General features: G+C 56.4%; 6 protein-coding genes. 1 reads left to right on the top strand and 5 read right to left on the bottom strand.

What is annotated here, in order from left to right; all coding sequences use genetic code 11:
• Positions 1-306: 306 nt before the first annotated feature.
• From ACW5XD_RS20420 to ACW5XD_RS20400, 5 genes are all read right to left on the bottom strand, one after another.
• A complete protein-coding gene (locus ACW5XD_RS20420; RefSeq protein WP_456496455.1) occupies positions 307-1,308 on the bottom strand; it encodes a glycosyltransferase family 4 protein in 1,002 nt (333 codons plus the stop codon).
• 80 nt (positions 1,309-1,388) lie between these two features.
• Positions 1,389-2,879 (bottom strand): SpoIIE family protein phosphatase, encoded by a 1,491-nt coding sequence (locus ACW5XD_RS20415; protein WP_456496454.1) that lies wholly within the window; start codon positions 2,877-2,879, stop codon positions 1,389-1,391.
• A 10-nt stretch (positions 2,880-2,889) separates the two neighbouring features.
• Positions 2,890-3,558, bottom strand: a complete 669-nt coding sequence (locus ACW5XD_RS20410; protein WP_456496453.1) for a capsular biosynthesis protein — start codon at positions 3,556-3,558, stop codon at positions 2,890-2,892.
• A gap of 1 nt (position 3,559) precedes the next feature.
• Positions 3,560-5,722 carry a polysaccharide biosynthesis/export family protein gene (locus ACW5XD_RS20405; RefSeq protein WP_456496452.1) on the bottom strand — a complete coding sequence of 721 codons (2,163 nt, stop codon included), beginning with the start codon at positions 5,720-5,722 and terminating at the stop codon, positions 3,560-3,562.
• Positions 5,723-6,095: 373 nt separating this feature from the next.
• Positions 6,096-6,446: an STAS domain-containing protein gene (locus ACW5XD_RS20400; protein WP_456496451.1), complete on the bottom strand. Its 351-nt coding sequence runs from the start codon at positions 6,444-6,446 to the stop codon at positions 6,096-6,098.
• Between the two features lie 332 nt (positions 6,447-6,778).
• On the opposite strand from ACW5XD_RS20400, the gene ACW5XD_RS20395 reads away from it, so the two are divergent.
• Positions 6,779-7,270, top strand: coding sequence for a molybdopterin-dependent oxidoreductase (locus ACW5XD_RS20395; RefSeq protein WP_456496450.1), 492 nt, complete (start codon positions 6,779-6,781; stop codon positions 7,268-7,270).
• Positions 7,271-7,278 lie beyond the last annotated feature (8 nt).

Genomic DNA, 7,278 nt, shown 5'->3' with positions numbered 1-7,278 from the left:
GAGCGTTACGGAAGGGGAGTAAATATCAAAGCGTGTTTGCATGAGGCGCTGGGGCACCCCATGCAACACGTAATTGGGACATAGCCTTTTTTATGGGGCATCCTGCTTGCTCAAACACGAGGCGACGATGTGATCGCCATCATGTGGACTATCAATCCGCAGGCGTTGATACCAACATTGCCAACCACAGAAGTCCGGGCACCGCCCGCTCACAAGGTGCTATTTCCCCACCGCATAACCCCAGTCTCACCACATAAAAAAACGAGTGGCCAACGGCCACTCGTTTGAGCGGGTATTCCACGATATTCAGCCGCCGTAGACGGCCAGAATATCGGTCACTCTGTTGTTTACGCTGTAACCCCTGGCGATGGTATTGCGCGCCGCCTGACTCATTCTGCTGCGCACCACCTCATCGCTGCGCAGCCAATAGTTGACCAGCTCCGCCATATCACGCACATGGCCGGGCTCTACCAGCCAGCCATTGGATTTGTGATCGATCAGGTTGACCAAACCGCCCACCGCAAAGGTACAGACGGGAATACCGTGGGCCATCGCCTCAAGGGCCACCAGCGGCAATCCTTCAAAGCGGGAGGTGATGCAGAGCAGGTCGATGTGATGCCACTCATTGGTCATGGTCTGGAAACCATGAAGCTGCACGCGATCCCCATATTGCTGCCACAAGGCGCCCTTCATGGGGCCATCCCCGTAGAGATGAAACTCTCCGTCCGGGCAGAAGGCCGATAACTGACAGAACGCCTCCGGCCCCTTTTCCGGCGAGAGGCGGCCGACAAACGCAATCCGGTTGCCTGCCACCGATGCCGGCGTCGCGGGCATGGGCACAAAGTTGCTGATCACCGTACTCGGCACTGGCAATCTGCGAGCAATCGGCTCGCTGACTGCAATACACTTCGCAAAACGCGCGGTTGAGCGATCCAGCCAGCTGTAAAACTTCAGCAACCCTTCCCCGTCATCACCACTGTGAAAGGTAGATACCACTGACTTTCCGGTAAACCAGGCCGTCAGACGCCCCAGCACCCCGGCCTTATAACCATGGGTGTGGAGCAACACAGAGGCAGGCTGACGGGCCAGACGGCGCATAAAGTCGCGGCTGTTGTGGCACACCTCATAGGGCAAGCCCTGCTGTTTGAGCAGGGTCGTAAAGGGGGTCATGCCATGGTTGCTCACCAGCACTATGGTGGGGCGAAATCCCCTTGCCAGCAGATCGTTGGCCAAGTGGATAATGTGAACTTCAATTCCACCGACCTGACGCGCATCAATGGCAAGCCAGATCTGATGCATAGGTAACATAAGCCCCTCCTCCCGTGGCACCATGCCACCTGAGACGAAGCGCTGCATAGAGCGAGCCAGTCAGGCAAAGAGGGAAAAAATCAGGATCCGGAACAGGCGACCAGCAGGAGGGTCATGTCATCGAGGGCGACATCATTGATGCGCTCATCAAACCAGCGGGCGATACGATGAGCAAGCTGTTCAAGATCGAGCCCCGAGCTCAGACAGATCGCCTTGAGCTGAGACTCCCACCGCTGACGCTCCGCGGCATCACGGCTATCGAGCAAGCCATCGGTCCAGAACAACAGTATCTCACCGGGCTTGAGCTGACGCTGATTGGTCACGAAATGGGGATCAGGGCGCAAACCGGGCAAGGGGCCGGTCACGCCGACTTGGCGTATGGAACCGGGCCCAACCAGCCAGGGCGCAGGGTGGCCGGCACTGGCCCACTGCACCCGTCCCTCGTTCCCGAGCTCAATGCAGAGGGTGGTGAGAAGGGTGGCCCCCAATAGCGGGTCACTGTGGACCGCATTGGACAAAATGGTCAGCAAGCGTGCAGGGGCGCGTTCCAGATCGTGTGCAGTCAGCAAGCCACGCAAATAACCGGCATAGGCATGGGCAAAAAACTTGGCTTCCGCATCGTGGCCCATCACATCCCCAAGCCACAACACCCGATCTTTTACCAGCAGAAAGTCCCCGCCCCCCACGGTGGCTGCCCGCGTTTGCAACGCCAGCTGATACTCACCTATTGAAGAGGAGGGCAATAACGGGCGCAGCGCCGAGGTCATGCGCTGATCCAGTTGCTCACCCCATTGTGACTTGAGCTGCATCGAGCGTTGCAGCACCCGCGCGACCGCCAACAACAAGTCCTGTTTGGTGATGGGCTTCACCAGGAAATCATCGATCCCGAGGGCCCCGGCACGACTCTGGGTCCACTGATCCTGATGACCCGTCAGGAAGATAAAGGGCACCCCTTTCATCTTGGGATCCTTCATCAATTGCTGACGCAGCCCAAAACCATCGATCCCTTCCATCTCGATATCAGAAAGTACCAATGCGGGCGGTTGCTTCCCCAACGCCAGCAGGGCGGCCTGGGAGTCGGCATAACTTTCAACCCGGTAATGCTCATGCAGATAGGCTGTGAGCAGAGTACGCATCACCTTGTCATCGTCGATCACCGCGATCACCGGCAGTTGATTAACCGTGCCTTGTTGGCGCAGGGTCACACGATTGCGCTCACCGTCGCGAGAGAAGTGAACCTCGGCAAACAACTGGTGCACCAGCGCCAACCCGTATCCCCCCTCCTGCAGCTCATCGGGCAAGGGCGCACTGGCAAGACCGGGTTGAGGGCCGCCATCATCCTCCAGCAATAAACTCAAGCCCGCCTCATCTGCTTTCAGGGTGAGCCAGAGGTGGGTCGCGGGAGGGACGGCGTGCTTGACGATATTGGTGGCCAGTTCACTGAAACAGAGCAGCCAGTTGGCTTGATCCTGTGGGGGTATCTGAAACAGGGACAACCCCTGTGCCAACCGGTTGCGCAGTTCGCGCACCGCCTGCAGGGTAGCGGGGGCAGATCGCAACCACTCTTCCATAGGCACTCCCTCAGATCCTGAAATTGAGCAGGGCACTGCGCCGGCACCAACGCTTGAGCCATTCGGTCAGCCGGTTGCTGGGCAGTCGGTTTAGCTCACGCAAGATTTCGCTGGCAAGCCCGGGGTTGAGGCGATCGTTGAACACTGCACCAATCAGGTTGACCTCCGCCCGGGTCAACTTGTCCACGGCGCTTTGCACCATGGCAGTCGGTGTCACACCGCCCAGCACCACCAGCAAGGCTCCCTCACAGGCCTCGCAAACCTGATCTGCCGGGATATTACCCCGGTTGAGAGCATTGAGAGGGGAGGTATCAAAGAGCACCACATCATAATGTTCGAGCCAGCGGACCAGCAGTTGGCGCAGGGTATCCTTGTTGCGAAAAGCCATCAGGTCCTTGCCGGGTGCTGGCAGCACCGCAAGGAAGTGGCCCTGACTCAGCGGCTCCGGCACATCGTTGGGCCCCCAGGCCAGGGTTGCGGGGCGACCGGGGTGATAGAGGTTGAGATCCACCAGCAGTGTGTTGAGCCCGTCCGCTTCTGCTCGCCGGGCCAGCGCCTCGCAAATGGTGCTGACCCCTTCCCCCCCTTCGGCCGAGGTCACCGCCAGTGAGCGGATCCCACGCGCCAGGGTGGAGGCATAGAGCGACTCCAGCTCAAGATACTGGATTGGAATGCTCATCTCACAAGGTCCCCACCAGCGCGACCACCGAGATGGTGGTGAGAATATCCCGCATCCCGTCCATAAAGATGGCCCAATTGCTGCTCTTGCTGTCGGGGATGAAGACGGTGTCTCCTACCCGCAGCACCGGCAGCCTACTGAAATCAGGCTCCTTGGCAAAGCCGTCCAGATCGAAGGTACGAGCCTGATCCCCCTGCCCGCTCACAGCCATATTGATCACCACAATTTTCTTGATGTAGGCAGAGCTGGTTGGCCCACCGGCCTCCGCCAGAAGATCCAGCAGAGTCATTGAAGAATTAAAGCGATAGCGGCCGGGTCGAGCAACAGCCCCCAGCACTCGTACGGTGTTTTCCTTGGGCTCATCAAGCCAGGGGCGATTTTTCTCCGGCAGATAAATGGAGTCACCTGGCAGCACCTTGGGCAACAGGGTTTCATCACCGGTCTCGAAATAAAGGGCCAGATCCAGCTTGCTCACCCGCGCCGTACTGCCATTGCGATGGGCGATGCGCACATTGCGCAAGTCCGCCGTGGCGCTAGGACCATCAGCAGCGGAGAGTATGTCGATAAAGCCCATCTGATCGTTGAAGGCGTAGCGGCCTGGAGCACCGACCTGGCCGAATATATAGATAGAACTATCCGGCGATTGGCGCACCCACTGAGATTTGTTGTCGCTGGGATCGGTCGGCAGCTCAGGGATCATGATGGTAAAGCCGGCATGGAGCCTGGGCAGGCTGCTGAGCGCCCCACCTTGATGAAGAAACTTGTCGAGATCGAAGAGGGTTGGAGTCGCCATCCCACCATCCGCCTTGAGAATCTGTACTTTGGCAATATCGGCTCGCTCGTTGGGCCCACCGGCATGAGCAAGCAGATCAAGCAGAGACATTTCGTCAGACCATTCATAGCGGCCGGGGATGCGCACAGCCCCCATCACCATCACGGCCCGCCCAGGGGCAACCTTAAGCCATGACTTCTCGTTTACGTCTGTCTTCTCTGGCACGAAGATCGCGTCACCTGGTCTTATCTGAGGCAGGGACTTCTGCATCCCTTCGGTATAGGCCTGTAGATCAATTGGCTCAACGGTACCATCGGTACGCAACAGACGGATCTGACGGCTCTCGGCATACCGGGTCGGACCGCCAGCGTTGGCCAATATGTCAAGGAAGGAGTCCCCCTCTCTCCCCTCATAGGCACCAGGTTTGAACACCTCTCCCATGATGTAGATAGTGCGAGCTCCCCGCTTGATTTGCTCTTCATCCTTGGGGATGAAGATGGTGGCCCCGGGGGCCAGTGCGGGCAACAGCTTGTTGTTACCCGAGTCCAGGTAGGCTTTGAGATCGAACAACTCGGGGGCATCTCCATTGATCACCCGGATCCGCTCCACCCCTGCAAACCGAGTCACGCCTCCGGCCCGCATCAACAGATCAACGATGGAGTTGCCACTTTTGAAGCTGAACGCCCCCGGGCTGTTTACCTCGCCAAATACCTTGATCGCCTTACCCGTGTCACCGTCCCCTCCTGCCGCCAGGGTTGCAGCATCAAAATCAATCTGGACGTTACCGATGAGAGGAGATGCGGGTACGAACACCACATCGAGGGATTGCAGCGGGGGTAACACACTGGCATCGCCTGTATCGAGATAGTGCTTGTAGTCGAAGCTGGAGACAGTATCGCCACGACGTACCTGCATATTGTTGAGCTGGGCACCCGGCACCAAACCACCAGCCGCATCGAGCGCCATCTGTACGTTGCCATCGGGAGCCAGATCATAACTGCCTGGCTTTTTGACATACCCCATAACACTAATAAGCAGGCGCTTTTCCAATAGCGTGACAGTTAATTGTGAGAGGTTATTGTAGATGGGCTTGAGGGCAGTACGGATAATCTCATCCGCCTGCTGGAGCGTTTTACCCTCCACCACCACAACGCCCACCTCGGGGAGCTTCACCTCCCCTCGCTTGTTTATCTGGAAAGGTTGGTCAAAAGCAGACTCACCTGGCTGTACTATCGCCAGTCGATCCCCAGGAGCCAACAGGGTGGTCGCCAGCAACGGACAGGCAAACAACAAGAAAACAACACAAATCAATCCTTTGATAGCGCCCCGATTCATAGATATCCTTTTGCTTGTTACGTTTGCCTCCACTGACGCAAGGGAAGCCCCGACCAATCGGTGCTACAACCTTCGCGGGCTCTCTTTTCAAGATTCAAACGTACCTGTTGTAACGATTGCGCCAGCATCGCCTGACGCCAGGCGACCTCTGACCAGAGTCGACCATGCATATCCCGAACTATGTCAACACGTTGAGATTGCAGTTGTTTCAACCCTGCTGGCATACACTCACGCAGATGAACTTGTTCCAATGTGGCTAGCTGCTTATCTAGCTCCTTTTGACGCTTATCATAACGTAACCAGATACACCGTTCATCCTCGTTAAGTGGCAATAGGGTTGGCCTTGCCTCGGCAAGCCCCCCATAACCTTCAGGCGGCCACTGGACGCAGCCAGATATCAGTAAGCACACCCACAAGGCACACCACCTTTTCATGATGTTGCCGCCATAATGCCACAAGAGAGCATATAAGCTTTGATACTCTCATGGCATGGGATGACTCTGTCTATATGTAACATTTCCAATAGGTCATGGGGTTGACCTGGGCCACAAATAAGCTCCAGGCGATGCCCTTTCATAAGCAATCTTTTATAAAGGAAAACCAAGGCCCCAATACCCGATGAGTCAATAAAATGGACGTCACGAAGATCGGCCAGTACATCACCGGAGTACTCTGATAACAGCTCGAACAGAGGGCGTAATTCACTGACTGCCATCGCATCAAGTTCGTTTTCCAGTGCGACGACTTGAGTGTCATTGAGGGTGTAGGTCATACTTTCCATGTTCAGCTCCTTGTTTATACCCAGACTGCTCACTTTCACGCAGTTGGAGCGATGCAAAGGCTGTGCCGGATAAATAAGCCCCATAAGACACTCACTCATCGCCCATAAACACCTCCATTTAAGCTATCAAATTCCATTTCAGTTACTAATTTGCAACACAAGTCAGCCTTTTATTGCAAACTGCAACGAAAATTAAGCCGATATCCTCCCTCCCCTCCTCAGCCAGACCACAAACTGGCGGTTCTCATGGCTCGGCCCGTATATTGCTTACTCTCCCTTGCCGACGCTCACCATTGCCGGTATCTGCTTCGAACGGATTTCTGGAGGAAGATATGAAATTCACCTTGTATGTCGCACCGCTTCTGGTCTCCCTCTGCGGAGTCGCGCAGGCAACCCCCTCTCCCGACAACGCCCTGCTCAGAGTAGAGGGGACCATCACTCAGCCCAACTACCAGCAATTGGCATTGTGGGATAGTGCAATGCTGGATCAACTGCCCGAGTACGAAATCAAGACCCACACTCCTTGGTACGACGAGGAGAAAACCTTTCGGGGTCCGCGGCTCAGTGAGCTATTGGCCAAGGTCGGCGCCAATGGCAAGCAGCTAACTATCACAGCCCTCAATGACTATTCCGTTCAGGTACCCGCCAGCGATGCCGGACAATACCAAGTGATCCTGGCCCGCAGCATCAATGGCAAACCCCTCTCGGTACGCGACAAAGGGCCACTATTTCTCATCTATCCCTTTGATCAATATCCTGAGCTTCGCAACAAGCTCTACTACGGTCGAGCCATCTGGCAGATCAGCCAGATCAAGGTGGAGTGAGGCATCTC

It is taken from the genome of Aeromonas enterica, from assembly GCF_054052465.1.
This window is presented reverse-complemented; position numbering and strand designations above follow the sequence as displayed.